This window comes from Methylobacterium sp. ARG-1 (genome assembly GCF_001262595.1).
Lineage (GTDB): Bacteria > Pseudomonadota > Alphaproteobacteria > Rhizobiales > Beijerinckiaceae > Methylobacterium > Methylobacterium brachiatum.
In genome coordinates this window covers 67,016-82,362 of sequence record NZ_LHCD01000002.1, presented here as the reverse complement: position 1 = coordinate 82,362, position 15,347 = coordinate 67,016, and the positions used below count along the sequence as shown (strand labels likewise).

General features: G+C 70.6%; 20 protein-coding genes and 1 tRNA gene. 9 read left to right on the top strand and 12 right to left on the bottom strand.

The window, feature by feature from the left end; genetic code table 11:
* Position 1 precedes the first annotated feature (1 nt).
* From AKJ13_RS02185 to AKJ13_RS32520, 6 genes are all read left to right on the top strand, one after another.
* Positions 2–796 carry an ABC transporter permease subunit gene (locus AKJ13_RS02185; RefSeq protein ID WP_050731881.1) on the top strand — a complete coding sequence of 265 codons (795 nt, stop codon included), beginning with the start codon at positions 2–4 and terminating at the stop codon, positions 794–796.
* On the top strand, positions 793–1,869 hold the full coding sequence (locus AKJ13_RS02180; RefSeq protein WP_050731880.1) for an ABC transporter ATP-binding protein: 1,077 nt from the start codon (positions 793–795) through the stop codon (positions 1,867–1,869). Before AKJ13_RS02185 ends, AKJ13_RS02180 begins: the two co-directional genes overlap by 4 nt.
* A 2-nt stretch (positions 1,870–1,871) precedes the next feature.
* The gene (locus AKJ13_RS02175; RefSeq protein ID WP_050731879.1) at positions 1,872–2,723 is read left to right on the top strand and encodes a phosphodiesterase; all 852 of its coding nucleotides are present in this window, start codon (positions 1,872–1,874) and stop codon (positions 2,721–2,723) included.
* A 451-nt stretch (positions 2,724–3,174) separates the two neighbouring features.
* Positions 3,175–3,420 (top strand): hypothetical protein, encoded by a 246-nt coding sequence (locus tag AKJ13_RS02170; RefSeq protein WP_007567703.1) that lies wholly within the window; start codon positions 3,175–3,177, stop codon positions 3,418–3,420.
* A 38-nt stretch (positions 3,421–3,458) separates the two neighbouring features.
* Entirely contained in the window at positions 3,459–3,620 is a 162-nt protein-coding gene (locus tag AKJ13_RS32525; RefSeq protein WP_244471487.1) for a hypothetical protein, read from the top strand.
* Between the two features lie 99 nt (positions 3,621–3,719).
* On the top strand, positions 3,720–4,073 hold the full coding sequence (locus tag AKJ13_RS32520; protein ID WP_244471486.1) for a hypothetical protein: 354 nt from the start codon (positions 3,720–3,722) through the stop codon (positions 4,071–4,073).
* Between the two features lie 46 nt (positions 4,074–4,119).
* Here AKJ13_RS32520 and AKJ13_RS02160 read toward each other — a convergent pair whose 3' ends face one another.
* From AKJ13_RS02160 to AKJ13_RS02150, 3 genes are all read right to left on the bottom strand, one after another.
* Complete coding sequence (locus AKJ13_RS02160; protein WP_050731878.1) at positions 4,120–4,692, bottom strand: GNAT family N-acetyltransferase; 573 nt, start codon at positions 4,690–4,692, stop codon at positions 4,120–4,122.
* 167 nt (positions 4,693–4,859) lie between these two features.
* Positions 4,860–5,903, bottom strand: a complete 1,044-nt coding sequence (locus AKJ13_RS02155) for a MaoC family dehydratase (protein WP_050732135.1) — start codon at positions 5,901–5,903, stop codon at positions 4,860–4,862.
* A 12-nt stretch (positions 5,904–5,915) separates the two neighbouring features.
* Complete coding sequence (locus tag AKJ13_RS02150; RefSeq protein ID WP_007567711.1) at positions 5,916–6,218, bottom strand: YggT family protein; 303 nt, start codon at positions 6,216–6,218, stop codon at positions 5,916–5,918.
* A gap of 123 nt (positions 6,219–6,341) precedes the next feature.
* Here AKJ13_RS02150 and AKJ13_RS02145 point away from each other — a divergent pair.
* Positions 6,342–6,417 (top strand) — tRNA-Ala (locus tag AKJ13_RS02145).
* Between the two features lie 294 nt (positions 6,418–6,711).
* On the opposite strand, the gene AKJ13_RS02140 is transcribed toward AKJ13_RS02145, so the two are convergent.
* The 7 genes from AKJ13_RS02140 to AKJ13_RS02110 all read right to left on the bottom strand — a co-directional run bounded on the left by AKJ13_RS02140 (position 6,712) and on the right by AKJ13_RS02110 (position 12,005).
* Entirely contained in the window at positions 6,712–7,341 is a 630-nt protein-coding gene (locus AKJ13_RS02140) for an FRG domain-containing protein (protein ID WP_003604313.1), read from the bottom strand.
* 172 nt (positions 7,342–7,513) lie between these two features.
* Positions 7,514–8,701, bottom strand: coding sequence for a carbohydrate kinase family protein (locus AKJ13_RS02135; protein WP_012455858.1), 1,188 nt, complete (start codon positions 8,699–8,701; stop codon positions 7,514–7,516).
* Positions 8,698–9,018 carry a hypothetical protein gene (locus tag AKJ13_RS02130; RefSeq protein WP_017484369.1) on the bottom strand — a complete coding sequence of 107 codons (321 nt, stop codon included), beginning with the start codon at positions 9,016–9,018 and terminating at the stop codon, positions 8,698–8,700. The genes AKJ13_RS02135 and AKJ13_RS02130 overlap by 4 nt, the downstream gene beginning before the upstream one ends.
* 36 nt (positions 9,019–9,054) lie before the next feature.
* A complete protein-coding gene (locus AKJ13_RS02125; protein WP_003604316.1) occupies positions 9,055–9,699 on the bottom strand; it encodes a 7-cyano-7-deazaguanine synthase in 645 nt (214 codons plus the stop codon).
* A complete protein-coding gene (locus AKJ13_RS02120) occupies positions 9,696–10,880 on the bottom strand; it encodes a PfkB family carbohydrate kinase (RefSeq protein WP_003604317.1) in 1,185 nt (394 codons plus the stop codon). Before AKJ13_RS02120 ends, AKJ13_RS02125 begins: the two co-directional genes overlap by 4 nt.
* Entirely contained in the window at positions 10,877–11,278 is a 402-nt protein-coding gene (locus AKJ13_RS02115) for a hypothetical protein (RefSeq protein ID WP_003604318.1), read from the bottom strand. Before AKJ13_RS02115 ends, AKJ13_RS02120 begins: the two co-directional genes overlap by 4 nt.
* A 61-nt stretch (positions 11,279–11,339) precedes the next feature.
* On the bottom strand, positions 11,340–12,005 hold the full coding sequence (locus tag AKJ13_RS02110) for a hypothetical protein (RefSeq protein ID WP_012455859.1): 666 nt from the start codon (positions 12,003–12,005) through the stop codon (positions 11,340–11,342).
* A gap of 114 nt (positions 12,006–12,119) precedes the next feature.
* On the opposite strand from AKJ13_RS02110, the gene AKJ13_RS02105 reads away from it, so the two are divergent.
* Complete coding sequence (locus tag AKJ13_RS02105) at positions 12,120–12,452, top strand: helix-turn-helix transcriptional regulator (RefSeq protein ID WP_003604320.1); 333 nt, start codon at positions 12,120–12,122, stop codon at positions 12,450–12,452.
* Between the two features lie 377 nt (positions 12,453–12,829).
* Positions 12,830–13,564 carry a type II toxin-antitoxin system PemK/MazF family toxin gene (locus AKJ13_RS02100; protein ID WP_003596782.1) on the top strand — a complete coding sequence of 245 codons (735 nt, stop codon included), beginning with the start codon at positions 12,830–12,832 and terminating at the stop codon, positions 13,562–13,564.
* A 300-nt stretch (positions 13,565–13,864) separates the two neighbouring features.
* On the opposite strand, the gene AKJ13_RS02095 is transcribed toward AKJ13_RS02100, so the two are convergent.
* On the bottom strand, positions 13,865–14,611 hold the full coding sequence (locus AKJ13_RS02095) for a hypothetical protein (RefSeq protein WP_003596783.1): 747 nt from the start codon (positions 14,609–14,611) through the stop codon (positions 13,865–13,867).
* A 147-nt stretch (positions 14,612–14,758) separates the two neighbouring features.
* The gene (locus AKJ13_RS02090; RefSeq protein WP_003596784.1) at positions 14,759–15,292 is read right to left on the bottom strand and encodes a hypothetical protein; all 534 of its coding nucleotides are present in this window, start codon (positions 15,290–15,292) and stop codon (positions 14,759–14,761) included.
* Between the last annotated feature and the right edge of the window lie 55 nt (positions 15,293–15,347).

Below are 15,347 nucleotides of genomic sequence, written 5' to 3'. Positions count from 1 at the left end.
GATGGGCCGCCGCTGGACGACCTGGACGGGGATCGGGCTCACGGCCCTCCTGATCCTGTTCCTGACTTTGCCGGTGCTCCTGTCGATCGTGGCGGGCCTCAGCGTGAACTATGCACGGGGCCTCTCCGCCGGCCTGACCCTCACCTGGGTCCTTCAAGTCTGGGACCTCTACGCCGACACGATCCTGCGCAGCCTGATCGTCGCGGCGGCGACGCTGGTGCTGACGCTGCTGATCGGGGTTCCGGGGGCCTATGCTCTGGTCCGGCGGGGTGGGCGCGTCGCCCGCCTTGTCGAGGAGCTCGTCACCCTGCCGGTGGCCATTCCCGGCCTCGCCTTGGCGCTGGGGCTGATCATCACCTACGGCGGGTTCGGGACCTTCCGCCAATCGACCCTGTTCATCGCCGTCGGCCACGTCCTGTTCACGCTGCCCTTCATGCTCCGCGCGGTGATAGCCGTGCTGGAGACCATCGACTGGCGGGTGCTGGATGAGGGGGCTGCGAGCCTGGGCGCCCCGATCTGGCGGCGGTTCGTGGACGTGATCCTGCCGAATGTCCGCGAGGGTATCCTCGCCGGATCGCTCACCGTGGTGACGCTCTCCGTCGGCGAGTTCAACCTCACCTGGATGATGCACACCCCGACGACCAAGACCCTGCCGGTCGGTCTCGCGGATGCCTACGCTTCGATGCGCCTGGAGATCGCCTCCGCCTACACCCTCGTCTTCCTCGTGATGATCGTCCCCCCGCTCGTCGGCCTGCAGATGGTCGCGGGCCCCAGACGCGAGCGCCTCGGACCATGACTCTCTCGGCGAACGCCGCCCCCCCGCGCGGCGCGGCGATCACGGCGCGCGGCCTCAGCAAGTCCTTCCACGGCACCACCGTCCTGCACCCGACGGACCTGCACGTCCCGGCCGGCGAGATCCTGGTGCTGCTCGGGCCCTCCGGCTGCGGGAAGACCACGCTCCTCCGCCTGATCGCCGGGCTCGAGCGGCCGAACGGGCCGGACATGATCCGGTTCGACGGGGAAGACGTGACCCAGGTGCCGATCGAACGGCGCAACGTCGGGATGGTGTTCCAGTCCTACGCCCTGTTCCCGAATATGACGGTCGCCGAGAACGTGGCCTACGGGCTGAGGGTGCGCGGGATGCCCGCGGCCGAGCGGAGGGCGGAGGCCGCGCGTCTGCTCGCTTTGGTCGGCCTCGACGAGCACGCTGGCAAGCGGATCACGGCGATCTCCGGCGGGCAGCGCCAGCGTTGCGCGCTCGCCCGCGCGCTGGCGATCAAGCCGCGCGTCCTTCTCCTCGACGAGCCCCTGGCGGCCCTCGACGCCGTGCTGCGGGAGCGGCTGCGGACCGAGATCGGCTTGCTGCTGCGGGAATTCGGCATCACCGCGGTCTACGTCACGCACGATCAGGCCGAGGCCATGGCCATCGGCGACCGGATCGCCGTCATGCAGGCGGGGCGGATTGTGCAGATCGACCGGCCGGAGGTCATCTACCACCGGCCCTCGAGCGACTTCGTGGCCGATTTCGTCGGCACGATGAACCGTCTCGCCGGCCCGGTCCGCGAGGGCCGGCTCATCCTCGACGGGGGTGAGACACGGGCCGACCTGCCGGCTGGTGGGCCGGACCGGCAGGCCACCCTCTGCTTCCGTCCCGAGGCGGCGCGCCTCCGCGACGCGCCGGGCGACGGGGCCATCCTCGCCCGTATCACCGCCACCACCTTCTTCGGCGCGACCCAGCGACTTCTCGTGGAGGTGGCCGGGCAGGTCTTACGCCTCGATTTGCCATCCGGGCTGGCCTTCAGCCCCGGCCAACTCGCCGCCTTCACCATCGAGGGCCGCGCGCTCCTGGAATTTCCGAGGGACGCCTGACCATGCTCATCGCCCAGATCTCCGACCTCCACATCCGGCCGCGCGGGGCGCTCGCCTACGGCGTCTCGGCGACGAACCTGTTCGCCGAGCACGCGATCCACGCGCTGCTGCGCCTTGCGCCCCGGCCGGATTGTGTGCTCGTCAGCGGCGACCTCACCGATTGCGGCCTGGACGAGGAATACACCCTCCTTCAGGAACTGTTCGCCCGGCTTCCGATGCCGGTCTTCGCCGTGCCCGGCAATCACGATCGGCGGGAGCCCTTCCGCCGCGCCTTCGCCGGCGGTGGCTACCTGCCGGCGGCGGGCTACCTCAACTTCACGGTGGACCGGGGGCCCGTCCGGATCGTCGGCCTCGACAGTCTCGTGGCGGGCGAGAGCCATGGGGCGCTCGCCCCCGAGACGCTGGATTTTCTCGCTGCTTCCCTCGCGGCCCGGCCGGAGGCGCCGACTCTGGTGATGCTGCACCACCCGCCCTTCGAGACCGGCATCGGCCACATGGATGCCGTGCGCCTTTTCGACGGCGTCGCCGAACTCGGGGCCATCGTCGCACGGCATCCCCAGGTCGCTCGGATCCTGTGCGGCCACGTCCACCGCTCGATCCAGACCGTGTTCGGCGGTCGCGCCTGCCAGATCGCCCCCTCGGTTGCCCACCAGGTCGCCCTGGACCTGCAGCCCGACGCCCCCTCGTGCTTCGTCCTGGAGCCGCCGGGCTTCCTGCTCCACGCCGTGACGGATGGCGCCGTCGTCACCCATGCCGCGACGACCGATCGCGCTCCGGGGCCGTTCCCCTTCATCTTGCCGGCCGATTACCCTGGCAAGGCTCGGCGAGCCGAGCCGGACGCAGGGGCGATCTGACCCTGATCCTTCGGCCCATCCGCACGGTAGACGGAAGGACTAGGTATTGCGATCAGGTCAACGCTAAGACTTAGAAGCGGAGCAAAAAGGTCAGCGGGAGCTTTGCATCGGCTTGACCGACAAACATCGTACTCATTGGCCGACACACTCGCTGCACACCCGAGATCCGCGGTGAGCGATATCACGGGTTTATAAGGGCGGGCGCCGACAAGCTTCGGTCACCGGCACACTGAGCACGAAGCCCGGCGGCCGGCGCGGATTGCCGGACCGTCGGGCGTGGGGCGTGGGGCGTGGGGCGCGCATCTCGGTTCCGATCGTGCGCGAGCCGGCGGCCGGTCCCGGGCCGATCCATACGAACCTGCGGCCGATCGTACCTGGGGGATGTTCCATCGACGTAGGAACATATATAGAACATCGAGACGGCATCGCGTAGGATGCGACAGGAGCCCCGATGGCCCGCTACCGGTTCCACTGCACCAATGGCCTCGAATGCGTGTTCGACGCGCGCGGCGCGGATATCCGCGCAGCCGGGCGGCTTCCCCTGCGGGCGCGCCGGGTCGCCGTCGATGTGATGCGGGCGCTGTCCGACCGGACGGACTGGTCCGAATGGCAGGTCAGCGTGCATGATCTCACCGGCCGGCGCGTGATGGTGCAGCCGTTCCGGCAGCTGGTCGGCGATCGGCCCCTCGCGGCCTGATCTGGTCCACCGCCGGCGCGTTCGGCTATCATGCCGGCATGATCAGATCCGCCGGTTTCCGTCCGCGCCGATTCGCTGCCTGCCTCGGCCTCTGCCTGCTGCCGGCCGGCCCCGCCGCCGCCCAGGCGTTCCTGCCGCTCGTAGGTTTCGCGCCGCTGCCGTCCTTCGCCCTGGACCCGGTCGAGGATGCCGGCTGCTAGACCGGTTCCTATGCCCGCCTGTCGGCCGGCTACGCCGTCGGCACGTCCCGGCATGTCGGGAGCTATTCCGGCCCGACCCTCGGGTTCGAGGGCGGCCGGATGTGGCAGGAGGGGCCGCTCCTTTACGGGATCAGCGGCGGCCTGGATTATCTCGCCGGCCTCGACGGGACTCTCACCCCGGGCTTCGGGCGCCTAGCCTACAGCCGTGACTTCGCCGGCGCGCTCGAAGTGAAGGTCGGGACGCTGCTGACGCCGGACGTGCTGCTCTACGCCAAGGTGGGAGCGGGCGCCGTGCACGACACCCTGCGAGTCGGGCCGACCCCGTTCAGCCCGCCCCTCACCCGGGAGGATATCGCGATCCTGCCGAACGCCCGCGCCGGCGTCGAATGGGCGGCCACGGACCGCCTCACGGTGGCGGTGGAAGCCGGCGTGGTGCGCAACGGGCTGCGCTGATTTTTTGTTCTTGGGTCGCCCGACCAGAACCATCCTTGCGAGCCCGTCAGCCGGAAATCGGACCCCGCCGAAGCGCCGCAAGATCACGCCAGCCATAGGCGACCTCCACGAGCGTGGCCTGCTCCCGCCGCTCCGCCCGCTCGCCGACCACGACACCGCCGAGGCGCTCGTAGAACCGCCGGGCCGTCGCAGTGTCGCGCAGCACCCAGAGGCTGGCGGCACGATGACCGCTCCGTCGCAGGTGGGCCGCCAGCGCCGCCATCAGGGTGCTCCCGGTCCCGCGCCGCTGCGCGGCGCTCAGGACGTAGATCGCACTGACCTCCGCGTCGAAGCCGTCCGCCACTAGCTCGGCCGAGCGCTGGGCGCCGCAGGACCCGAAGCCGACGAAACCCGCAGGCCCCTCGGCAACCTCGACCGCCGTGCCGGATTCCGGATCGCCGAGGATGCGCGTCCAGACCGCGAGGCGGCGCTCCACCGTCTGGGCCGCGATCATTTCAGAGGGCAGGAGCCCGGCATAGGTTTCCTGCCAGGCGGCGACATGGATCGCCGCGATGGCCGGCGCATCGTCCAGGCCTGCCGGCCGGATCGTCACGGCCTCCATCGATGGGACAGGATGCATCCGGCGCTCCTGTGAGGGTCGGACATCGCGCCCGCTGCCGGGCGAGCGATAGCGTTCCGATACATCGGCGCCGGACGCGGGCCGCGGAGACCAACACATCTGCGCGCGCCCCCTGCGGGGAGGGAAAGCCCGCCCTATCGAGACCGATCCGCCTATCGAGCCCAGCCCTACTTCGGCACGAACGCCCAGTAATCCAGGTCGAGGATCACGGCCGGGTCGTAGCCCTCGCCCGCCCGATCCGGAAAGGCGCCGCAGGGCTGGTTCTTGGTGGCCACCGTGCGCAGGCGCAGGAGGCCGACATCGTCGCGACCGACATCGGCGGCGGCCAGGACCTCGCTCCAGGCATAGACCGTGTCGCCGGCAAAGAGCGGCGCCACGTGACGGCCGGCATTGATGCCCGCCAGCGCGAAGGCGTTGCCCAGGCCGTTGAAGCTGAGCGCCCGGGCCAGCGAGATCACGTGCCCGCCATAGATCAGCCGCCGGCCGAACCGTGTGTCCTTGGCGGCCAGCCCGTCGAAATGGACCTTGGCGGTGTTCTGGAACAGGCGCGTGGCGATCTGGTGCTCAGCCTCCTCGACGGTCATGCCGTCGACATGGTCGATCTTCTCGCCGACCGCGTAGTCGGCGAAGCGGTGCGGGCTGCCGGCGAGCTCCGAATCGTAGGCCGCGGCGGACAGCTTCGGCAGGGCGCCCGCGAGGTCCTGCGGGTCGACCACCTTGGCCAGCGTCGGCACGTGCTCCTCGGCGATGGCCGCCTCGGGGTCGCGCTTGCGCACCAGCACCCAGCGGCAATAGCTCAGCACGGTCTCGCCGGCCTCGTCGGAGCCCACCGAGCGGACATAGACCACGCCGGTCTGCCGGTTCGAGCTCTCCTTGAGGCCGATCACTTCGGAGACGGTCGACAGGGTCTCGCCCGGATAGACCGGCCGCCGGAACCCGCCCTCGGCGTAGCCGAGATTGGCGAGCGCGTTGAGCGAGACGTCCGGCACGGTCTTGCCGAACACCATGTGGAAGGTCAGCAGGTCGTCGAGCGGGCTCTTCGGGTAGCCGAGGGCCCGGGCGAAGGCGTCCGACGATTGCACGGCGAAGCGCGGGCCGTAGAGGCCGGTGTAGAGCGCCGCGTCGCCCACCGTGACGGTGCGGGGGGTGGCGTGGCGGATGGTCTCGCCGAGGCGGAAATCCTCGAAGAACCGGCCTGGATTTGTCTTCACGGTCACTCGATCCTACTGCGCGTAGATATACGCCTGGGGCACGGCATATTCGTGCAGAAGGCGGCTGATGAACAGCAGCAGCAGGATCAGGATGATCGGCGAGATGTCGACGCCGCCGAGATTGGGCAGCAGGTTGCGGATCGGCCGCAGCACCGGCTCGGTGATGCGGTAGAGCACCTCGCCGATCTGGGCGACGATCGGGTTGCGGACATTCACCACGTTGAACGCCACCAGCCAGCTCAGGACCGCGCTGGCGATGAGGACGTAGATGAAGAGCTGGACGACCGTGTCGAAGAGCCAGATCAGGGCGTTCATGCAGGTCCGCGCGCTATCCTCGGGGCGCCCGCGCGGCAGCACCGGGAGCGGTGTGCGGCAGGCGGCGGTGAAACAGGAATTGACAGGCTGAGCCGCCCGCGCCTACAAGGCCGGCGCCTCGACGGGGCTGTAGCTCAGATGGGAGAGCGCCGCAATCGCACTGCGGAGGTCAGGGGTTCGATTCCCCTCAGCTCCACCACCGACTTTCGCTTGAAAATTGGTGTGTGGCATCAAGGACTTGGGGAGTGGCAGCTCCCGGATAAATCCCAATTCCTCCCACGCTTCCGGTTCGCTAAATCCCAGGCGTGGTCCGGTTTTCGACAGGATATCCACACCACCCCCGCGCAGCTACGGGGGCAACCCTTGCTGTGCCTGACCCACGCCGTGCGCGTTGGTAGAGGGCGCGCCGGCCGGTGAATATCGAAGCCTGCACCGGCTTGGCGGGACCGCCGTCGTCCGGACCGGATGATCCAGGGATTCCGAGCGGCGGGGGCTACAAGGCCGCGCCGAGCCCGATTCGGAGGCGGTACTGCCACGTCAGCGAGAGGCAGACGCCTTCGAGGCTGGCCCAGATGTGGGCCGCATCCACGCCGAGCTGGAACAGGTTGCGCTGGAAGACCGCGCGGGTGTCCCGCGGGATCTCGAAGCTGTTCTCCGCCATGCCGGGCGGCGTCCACGCCGAGGCCGGATCGGGGTGGGCCGAGAACAGGCCCTTCTGGCTCGCGATGCGGGGCGCCAGGGCGGAGGGCAGCAGGAAGCCGACCTCGGCGATCTCGAAGGGGCCGGGACCCCGCTCGGGGTCGATCATGGAACTGCCGCCGAGCGGATGCGCGTACACGATGGCGTCCTCGTTCGCGGGCTGGCTGGCAACGGCGAAGAAGCAGGCGATGAGCGGATTGGTCGTCCAGTCGAGCAAGCGGGTCGGGAGACCGTAATGCTGACCCAGCGCCAGCCAGTCCCAATCCGTCGCCCCGGGCATCGCGACGTGCAGCCTGGCCTCGCGCTTGAAATCCTGGAACAGTTGCCGTTCGTGGCGCGGGTCGAACTCGGCGCCCCGGCCGGCGCTGGGCTTGCACTCGAAGGCCTTCGACGCGCAGCCGCGGAACACCCATCGTGAGTTCATGCGTGCCGCCAGGAAGGCGTGGAACGCCTGCCAGCGCTCCTGCGCCGGCCCGCCCTCTCCATCGCCGGACCCCGATGGTCCGGACGGGGACGGCGTGCGATCAGGCGCCCGCAGGCGCGCCGGAGCGGGTGGAAACCGTGGCGGCCTCAACGGGTGCCCTCCCGGCCGCCGATCACCGCAGGCATGCCACACACGTCCGGTAGAGCGCCGTGGCGAGATCGTGCGTCACCTCGCAGCCGCTTCCCGAGAACATCGTCAAATCCCCGCCGGAGGCCGTCTCGGCGAGCAGCACCACCGGCATGCCGTTGGCTTGCGCGTAGCCGACGTGAAGGTTCGTCCCGAGGTCGGCGACGTCGCCCAGGGCTAGGAGGGCTGAATGGGGCACGCGAGGCCGGGGCGGCCAATTCGCTCGCGTGGGTGAGCGGGGGCCGTCGTCCGCAAACGCCGTCTCCGTCCTGAACCCGAGCGCGTCGAGGTAAGCGGCCGCCTCGTCGAAGAGCCATCTTTGGGCCATGGTCCGGCGCGGTCCGGACAGGTAGACCCGGCAACCCGACGCGGGGCGCCCGGGCACCGCCTCCATCCCTTCGAGCTCGTCCGGCGGAGGCAGCGGCAACCGAGCCCCGTCGTTGAACCACGCCACGCAGCGGGACGCGAGGTCGGCCGCCCCCACGGCGTCGAAGCCACGCTCGCCCCAATAATGCGCGAAGGCCGCGCAGAAGACGTCGCCGGCCCCGATCCTGAACCAGCGGCGGGCGGCGTACGCCGGCACCGGGATGCCGGGGGCGTCGCCCCGGTACACCGTGGCACCGCCGAATGCGTGGCGCGACACGACGAGCGTGGCGCCCTCGCGGGCCATGACGCCGGTCGCGGCGTCGCGCGGGTCCGGGAGCGGCCCGAGCCGGACCAAGTCGGCATCCTGCACCACGTAGGCGAGTTGCTCCGTCGCCCGCGAGCCGGAACGCACGAAGGAGGACGCGGGGTCGGCGGAGCGCGGGTCGTAGACCGCCCGGCCGGCCGTGAGCCGGGCCGTGCCCTCCAGCATGCCGAACCCGAGCACGACGTCGCCGGTGACGGCCAGGTCGGCGTAGCGCCGGCCGGCCTCGGGAACCCAGCTCTTGCGAAGGGGATGCCAATACTCGAATTCGAGCCGCTCCCCGATGGCGACGATGTCCGTCTCGACCTCGAAGGCGGCCATGGTCGCCCGGAGGTCGCCGGCCGACTCGGCGTAAGCATACGTGCTCAGGCGGGTGCCCGGGGACAGCGCGCTCACCGCCATGGCGGCGCGCGCGCCCGAACCGAACAGGCCGGCCCAGGCGGGGAACGCGCAGCTCTCGAAATATGTGCCGCCGACGACGTTCACGCCTCGGCCCTCGTGACCGTAACGGTGCAGCGCGTCGCGCCGACATCCTCGATGAGGGCCTCGAACCGCACCCCCTGGTCGAGGCAGCCGAGCAGGCTCACGAGGCCGCGGAACGCGGCGAGGGCGCCGACGGTCGCCCCGTCGGCGGTGCGGCAGACTGCGGTGCTGGCGCCCGCGCCGGCCACGAGGTCCACCTCCAACACGTCTCCGGCCTGCAGGCCGCGCGTGGCGTCGCGGCGGACACCGATCAGGTCGACCGTGAAGGTCAGGTCGCACTCGTCGGACCCTGTCCGGACCTGTCCCATGCCGTACGGCATGCGGCGGCGTTTGGGTGGGAGCCCTCCGCCCATTCGTCAACCCTCCGCCCGCGCCGCGTCCGGTCGGTCCGGGGCCGCGCGGGATGCCTTCACGTCGGACCGCAGGCCGAACGACCGCAAGGTCTCGCGATGCTTCTCGCATCCGCGGCACTGCCCGCAGGCATATTCCATGACGTGACAGGAGAATGTCGCACCGAGCGCCGAGGCGGGAAGGCCGGACGCCGCGAGAAGGGCCGGCCCGCTCAGGTGCCGTGCGGGCGCCACGACGCGCACCCCACCCTCCTGGAGCCGCATCAGTCGGTCGAGCGTCCGCAGGAATGGGGCGCGTCCGTCGGCGTGGACATCGGTCGCCACCGTTCCGATGAGGATCTCCGACAGGCCTTCCGCGACGAAGCGCATGCCTGCGAGGGTGACCAGGATCTGGTTGCGGTAGGGCCACCATTCGGGGGCACGCGCGAGCGCGGCGGGCTCCCCGCCGGCCAGGGGCCCGAGGCCAAGCCCGGACAGGTCGACCTGAAGCGTTTCGAGCCGCAGCCCGAACTCGGCCGCGATGGACGTCGCAGCCGCCCTTTCGCCCGCCGCCGGCCGCTGGCCGTAATCGACGAACAGGCAGGCGTCCGGCCTCTGCCACCAAGCGAGGGCGGTCGAATCGAGGCCGCCGGAAAACAGCAGAACCCTCATCGCAGCGAGGCCCACACGACCCGATAGAGGGCGGAGGCGAAATCGTCGACGACCTCGCAGCCGGTGCCGGCCAGCATGGTCAGGTGATGCTCGTCGAGGCGTTCGGCCAGCACGACCACTGGGATGCCGCGCGCCCGCGCATGTCCAACCTCGAAGATCGAGCCCGGGTCCGCCCCGTCGAGCAGGGCGAGCACGGCTTGGCAGCCGTCGAGCCCCGCGAGGTCGGCGGTGGCGAGGGCGACGGCGCCGCCCCCCGTGCCCACGTCGTGCAACGGCGAGAAGACAGACGCGCCGAGGGCGTGCAGCCGGTCCCGTGCCTCCTCGACGAGCCAGCGTTGGGCGATGTGGAAGAACGGGGCCGCGAGGTAGACGCGGCCGGGCTCCCCGCCCACGGGTGCGAGCGCCTGGTCGGCGAGGTCGGCGGCCGCGGGCAGCGGCAGCGAGCGCGTGTCGACGAAATGGTGGACCGCGCGCGACGCCAGGTCGGCCGCCGCCGCGGCGTCGAGGCCGCGCTCGCCCCAGTGATGCGCGAAGGCGGCGCTGAAGACGTCGCCCGAGCCGATCTTGAACACGCGGGCGGATCGATAAGCGGGCACCGCGACGGGGTCGCGACCAGGCCGGTGGACGGTCGCGCCCGAGCAGCCACGCTTGACCACGACCACGTCGGCCGCGTGCAGGGCGAGAACGGCCTCGCCTGCGGCCGGCCCCTCCTCGCCCGTCGCCCCCTCCGCCTCCCCCTCGTTCAGGACTACGGCCAGGGCCTCGGCCCGGGACCCGTTGGCGCGGAACGGGACAACGTCGTCGCCCTGCGGGTCGTGGACCGCCCGCTCCGCGGACACGACCGCGTCGCCCTCCACGAAGCCGAAACGCAGCACGACCCGCCCGTCGACCGAGAGGGCCGGGTGTCGCGTCGGCACGCCGGGCCGCAGCGTGGCCGGCGACAGGGCATGGAAGTAGCCGAAGCTGATCTCCTCGGCGATGGGCATTACCGTCGCCGTCACCCCGCAGGCGTGCATCGAGCTCTCGACGTCGCGGGCCCAGCCTGCGAAGGCATAGGTGTGAAGGCTGCTGCCCGGCGAGAGCTGCCCGACCGCCGCGGCGGCACGGCCGCCCGAACCGAACAGCCGGCGCCAGCGCGGGATCTCGCAGATCTCCAGGTAGGACCCTCCGGCGACGATCAACCCAGCACCGGTGCGATGGCGACGCGACAGAGGAGGCGGCCGACCTGCGTCACGGTCGCCGCGTAGCGGTGGTGGGTGCGCAGGCAACCGAGAAGTTCGTCGAGGCCTTCGACGTTCGCCAGCGTGCCGACCACCTGCCCGGCGGGGCGGGTACGGCACACGGCGGTCTCGAACGCACCCGCCCTGTGCAGCGCGACGTCCAGGACGTCGCCGATGCGCACGACGGCGACGACGTCGGCCCGGACCCCGGTCAGTTCGACGTCGTAACTGAGGTCGCAGGGCGAGCCCGTCGGCGCATTCCCGCCCTCCGATCCGGCGGTCGAGCTCGGCGCGCCCGGCCCTGCACCGGCCGGCGCGACCAGGCGACGGCCCGAACTTTTCTTGCTGCCCCCCGACATCCCGCTTGCCCGGCCACTGGTGAAGGAGACCTGATTTCTTATCGGCCTCCGCCGTCGCCGGTCAAACCGGTCCCCGGCCGATGTTGCGCATCGCCCGCCACATGACGGCATCGACCAGCGACGGCTTCGCGTCCAGGGCCACGCAGAACTGCAGGAAGCGCCGTTCGAGCGCCTCGTAGTCCCGCGGGAGGCGGATCGGCCGCTCGAACAGGCCGATCAGGAGGCCTGCACGGATGATGTGAATGTCGAGGATGGCGACCTCGTCCGAGCCCAGCCAGTTCCGGGTGACCCACGAGGCGGTCTTCGGACCGACGCCGGGCAGGCGCATCAGGTGGCGTCGGAAGGCCAGGGCGTCGCTCGACGGCGGAGGATCGGTCTCGATGAGCGTCAGCGCGTCGGCGAGCCTGCCCGCCCTCTGCTTCGGGAAGCGGTAGCGCACCGACCTTTCGCCGATGCGGACCGGCCTGCGCAGGAGGGCCTCGATCTCATCGGCCCCGGGACGACGGCCCGGCTCGAAGATCCCATCCGCGGCGAGCGCGCGATGGACCGCGTGGTTGACCTCGGCCGTGATGCCGTAGCCCCCGAGCAGACAGAAGCCGATCTCGTGGGCCAGGCTGACCTCCCGCCCCACGAACCCGTCGACCGGCTCGCTGGCCCGACCGACCATGAAAGCCCAGAACGCGGCACTCGGCACCCATTCCGGGCGCCCCCACCGCACCCCCGGCATCAATTCGGCCTCCGGGTCCGCGGGAATCGTCGCGACCGACCGCGTCCTCCCGGACGTCTGAGCCTGCATCCTGCGCGCCTTGATTATTCGTTATCATTCGATTTTATTGACTTCATGAGCGGAAGCAAGCGGGCGGCTGACGGCGGGGATGCGCATGCGCTGGCGATTGCCCTCGGTCGCGTGCGTCGAGAGCGCGGGCTTACGCAGGCTGCCCTTGCCAAGATCCTCGGCGCGAGCCAGGCGACCATATCGAAGCTATTGGCAGGGCAACATAAGCCTAGACCCGCGCTGCATCTCGCCGCGGTTCGGTTCATCGGTGCGCACCCGTCGGAGGATCCCGCGGCTTTCTCGAACCTGACGCTGCGCGTGGAGGCGGCTGCACGGCAGTCGGTCGCGTTCCGAGCGCTCCTGGAGGCCGCGGTGGCGCTCTTGAATGAAAACGAATAGCCGCGCCGGGCGGTGCGGCAAGGTCGGGAACCGTCGTTCTCGGCGCCGGATGGAACGTGCCCCGGGACCAGGCCGAGGCGGCGCGCCCGGGCGGCGGGACCCGGCGCCTCGATGACGAGCGCGGGTGCCGCCCCCCCCGGGCCTGGTCGCTCAAACGAATGCATCCACGGCGGGTAGGCCCCGGCATGATCGCGGCGCCCGGGCGCCGGCGGCGCTCGGCCCCTTCGGCGTGGGATGACAATGGTCCGGCGTGCGGATACGGCGTCGGCCGAGGTGTTTGCCGACTTCGAACGGATCGGCTCGCCCTCGGCCTGCCCGACGCGACGTCGCCCGGGCTACGCCATCGCCTTCCCATCGGCAGGAGCATTTGTCTCGGGGTGCCCCACGCCTTTCGCATGTTCAAGGCCATGACGGATCTCGGCTTCGCCCAGGGCGAGGCGCTCGCCGTCGGCGGATTGATGGAGATTTCCCGGCATCCCGATACCCGCTTCGACGGCGAGGCTTGCCTCGACCGGCTGTGCGAGGGAGGCTTCGCCGAAGAGGCCGCGGAGGCGGTGGCCAGCGCGTTGCGCCACTGCTTCCTGTCGGAGAAGGCCACCGCGCAGTACGAGCGGACCAAGCTGAAGACGGCGCTGGTTCGCGGCGGCATCGCCGCCGCGAAGGCGGACGCGTTCCTGACGACGCTGGAAGGTTCGGTCGTCACGCGCCGCACGGCCGAGGTCAGGCGGCCGGTTCCGCACGCTCCGAGCCCCGGCCGGGTCGTGATGTGCGATTTCACCTACCTCGTGAAGCCGGAGATGCAGAAGGAACGGCGGGCGATCGTCGTGTCCTCGCGCTCGGCCGGCGCCGCCGGGCGCTGCACGGTGGTGCCGGTGAGCAAGAGCCCGCCCCGGGAGAACAACACCCATCATTTCCGGTTCGAGCCGGGCACGTATCCCTTCTTCCACCAGACCGACCCGGTTTGGGCCGTCTGCGACCACATCTATACCGTTTCCCTGGTCCGGCTGTGGCAGGTCAACGTGAACCGCCGCCCGGCGCTGCCGTCCATCTCGCCCGCCGAGCTCGCCGGCATCCGAGCGCTCCTCGGAACCGTGCTGGGCCTCGATCATTGACCCGGCGAGGCGGATATGCGATATCCCTCTCACTCGCTGGAGGCGGGTCACACCGTCTTTTCAGCTGACCGAAGATGCTCGCCATCGGAGGTCGGGGTTTGCCCGCGGGTATTCCCCTCAAACGAAAGCTCCGCTCAGGCGGGGCTTTTTCGTTGGCGGTATGCGCCTCGAACGCACAAGGACCGCCGTACACCCACGCTGCGCTCCTTCCTGGCACACGTCACGGCCCGAGAGGCGAGAGCTTAAGCTTGGCGAGGGCCGGCCCTGCATCCGGGCGTCGGCGCCATCGGCCGACGCCGGCTAGGGCCGATCCGAGGCGGCACCCTGGCAGAACCGAACGAGGTCTGCAGGATCGACATCGTCGGATACGGCCCAGAACCAATCCAACAACTCGGGCAGCCACTGGCGACCGATGCAGCAGCGCGTGCGCCCGGGCCGACTCAGGTCGAGGCGCGACAGGGTGCCGGCCATGACCAAGCGCCGCTCTCGATGGACCAGGACGTGAAGTTCGGCACCGCTGCACGCGATCCGAACTCGGGTCTCCGGCGTGCCGACGACGAGGGCGATTTCATCGCCGCGCATCGAGTCCTTCGCTCCTAGGGAAGCGGTGCACTCGGCGAGGAACCGAACGAGCTTCGGGCCCGTGAGGCGGGCTTGGCGCGCCGGGAACCGTGCGACGAAGGGTGAGCGCTCGGAATGCGACCGGCGCGGCGGTACGAAGTTCCGCGGCGAGGTCTCGCCGGCGAACGCGCGCCATGGCGCAGCCAGTGCCTCCAGCACGGACAACCACTCTCCAACGAGGCAGTACCCGGTCGGCGGCGCCCCATCCCTCGCGGTCAAGGAGGCAACGAGCGTTCCCCGCACGATCAGGCGAAAGGCCCGCGCGCCCGCCGCGGTGACCAGGCCGCGGATGACCATGCCGGGAGCGATCTCGTGCTCGCTCATGGTTCCGTCGGCGGCCCGGCTGCGCGGCGGCGTCACGACCGAGAGCAGGGCGACGAGAGACAGGACGTGCAGGCGACGCGCGTCGCCGAACGAGGTGGTCATGTGCGCTCCGAGTCCATGTTTGCGTTGGATGGTCGAACGGGCGGTAGGCCGCGGGCTTGCCGGGTCTCGATCTCCGCCAGCGCCCTGCCTTCCTGCGCAGGGAGCCGATCTGCGAGGCGATGGATTCGCCTTGCCATGGGCGGGCGATCAGACCCGACCCGGCCCGGCGGGACCGGACCTGCCTTTGCTGCGGGGCCTCTTCGCCGACGGGCTGTAATGCGTCCCGTCGAAGTCGACCCAACCGGCCTTGCGAAGCCGCCGCATCGCGGCCAGGAGGGAATTGTCGCGCGCCTCGGTCCGCTCGCCCCCGTCCCAGTCCCTCAGCTGTCCGAGCAGCTCCCGGGATGTCAGGGGCTTGCCTGCGCGCTTGACGAGGTCGTACGCAGCGGCGCTCACCCCCTTGAGCGGGCGGGGGGACCTCTTGGGCCGAGGACCGGCTTGCGGTGCCGCGACCTCCTTGGCGCTTGGCGGCACCTGCTGCGCAGGCTCCGGGGATGGAGGCGGCGTGACAGCCTCGGCACCGCGCCCGATGGGCGCCGATGCCAGCCAGTTCGCCAAGGCAGGGGGCACGGCCGCCGTTCCGGACAGGAAGGCGTCGATGACGACGCGCTTGAGCACGGGTTCCGCGTGGAGCCGCCAGTATTCCTCAGCCCGCTCCGCCGCCCAATCCGAGTCGCCCATGGTGCCGCACCTCCGTTGCGCCACACTAACCTCCGACGGTTACACGTCCACATGG